Consider the following 1,905-nt stretch of genomic DNA (forward strand, 5'->3'; position numbering starts at 1 on the left):
AGAAGGCAATCGGAATCCTCGGCGGAAGAATTAAGAATATCCATACCTTCGAGCTTCCGCTCGAGGGCGGCGGCAGAACCCTTGTTGAGATAGAGAAGGTCAGCCCGACGCCGGAAAAATATCCGCGGCAGAACGGTAAGATAAAATCCAAGCCGCTCTGACAATCTCCGACAAAAGAATATATAATAATCGCTCACAATGCGACATAAACCGCACACCCGATATGGTATTATAATAGCACAGGGACAACCCCTGATGCTGACTGAGGGTGATGCGGTTGAATTTTTTGGTGAAGAGCGAAAACATAATCTCTGAAATCCCCATCATCAAAATCCGCCCCAACAAGGCGCAGCCGCGAAAGCAGTTCAACGAGGACGAGCTTTCAGCCCTGTCGCGCTCCATCGCGGAGAACGGCATTTTGCAGCCGCTGACCGTCCGCAAGGTAAGCAACACCGAATACGAGCTTATCGCGGGCGAGCGCAGACTTCGCGCCGCAGTGACGGCAGGCCTGCGGAAGGTGCCGTGTATCGTTGTTCGCTGCTCTGAAAAAGAGTCTGCCATATATGCTCTCCTTGAAAATCTCCAGCGGGCTGACCTCGGCATGTTTGAGGAAGCCCGCGGAATTTCAAGGCTGATACGTCGCTACGGACTGACGCAGGAGCAGGCGGCTCAAAGGCTCGGCAAGAGCCAGTCGGGAGTCGCGAACAAGCTGCGGCTGCTGCGGCTGACAGAGGACGAGCAGGAGTGGATCGAAAAGGCGGGACTGAGTGAACGTCACGCCAGAGCGCTCCTGAGGATAGAGAACGAGGCGACCCGCCGTGAGGCACTCTCGCGGATAGTCGCGGACAACCTCAACGTTAAACAGACCGAACACCTCGTCGGCATCTTACTCCATTCCACCCCTAAGCCCGAGAAGGCGAAGGGTAACAGCAAGGCGGTGATAAAGGACGTAAGGATTTTCCTTAACACCATTAATAAGGCGATAGATACGATGCGCCTATCGGGAATTGACGCACAGTCAAACAAAACAGACACAAATGATTTTATCGAATACACAATACGAATCCCGAAGGCAAAGACATATCCGCCCGACAAATTTGTTTCATAACACGCAGGTGCGGAAGTTTTGATGTACATATAAACCCCAAATTACCCATAACATACCCTTTTCTCTGAAATTTTTCAACCTGCGTGTTTGATTTTACTTTCCACCATGGGTGCGAAAGCATCCGTTCCACTCATACCCATTTCCTTATCTAACCCCTTGCGAGCAGGCGTACCTTAGCGGTACGTCTGTTTGCGTTTTAAAACATGTTTCACGTGAAACATTATTAAATAAATTTAAAAATACACTTCAAAAACAATGGCAGTTGTGATATAATTAAAACCGTGATTTGAAAAACAAAAGAAGGAAGGGTATAGAACCTTTGGCTAAGATAATAGCAATCTCAAACCAGAAGGGCGGCGTAGGCAAGACGACCACCGCGGTCAATCTCGCGGCATGTCTCGGCGCTCTCGGAAAAAAGGTACTGCTCGTCGACGCTGACCCTCAGGGCAACGCGACCAGCGGCGTGGCGATCGACAAAAGCAAGGTGAAGCTCTCGACCTACGACATTCTTGTGGAAGGGGCAAAGGCGGAGGAATGCGTACTGACAACGCCGTATCAGAATCTACATCTGCTGCCCTCGTCGATAAATCTCGCGGCGGCGGAGCTTGAAATCGTCGAGAAGCCGAGGAGAGAATCGCTGCTCAAGAACGCCATTCTCCCGATAAAGCAGTATTACGACTACATAATCATCGACTGTCCGCCGTCGCTCGGACTTATCACGGCGAATGCGCTCACAGCGGCGGACACGTTTATCGTACCGATCCAGTGCGAGTACTACGCGCTCGAGGGCTTGTCAC

The 1,905-nt window shown here is 51.1% G+C and carries 2 protein-coding genes; both read left to right on the forward strand.

The genetic code is table 11. The features are described from left to right. The first annotated feature begins 289 nt into the window (after positions 1-289). The gene (locus tag KQI64_RS01005) at positions 290-1,108 is read left to right on the forward strand and encodes a ParB/RepB/Spo0J family partition protein (protein ID WP_316611306.1); all 819 of its coding nucleotides are present in this window, start codon (positions 290-292) and stop codon (positions 1,106-1,108) included. Between the two features lie 319 nt (positions 1,109-1,427). Next, a partial coding sequence (locus tag KQI64_RS01010; protein ID WP_216522917.1) for a ParA family protein occupies positions 1,428-1,905 on the forward strand: 478 nt, incomplete at its 3' end.

Source organism: Lachnoclostridium sp. MSJ-17 (assembly GCF_018918205.1).
In the GTDB taxonomy this organism is placed as follows: domain Bacteria; phylum Bacillota; class Clostridia; order Oscillospirales; family Acutalibacteraceae; genus Ruminococcoides.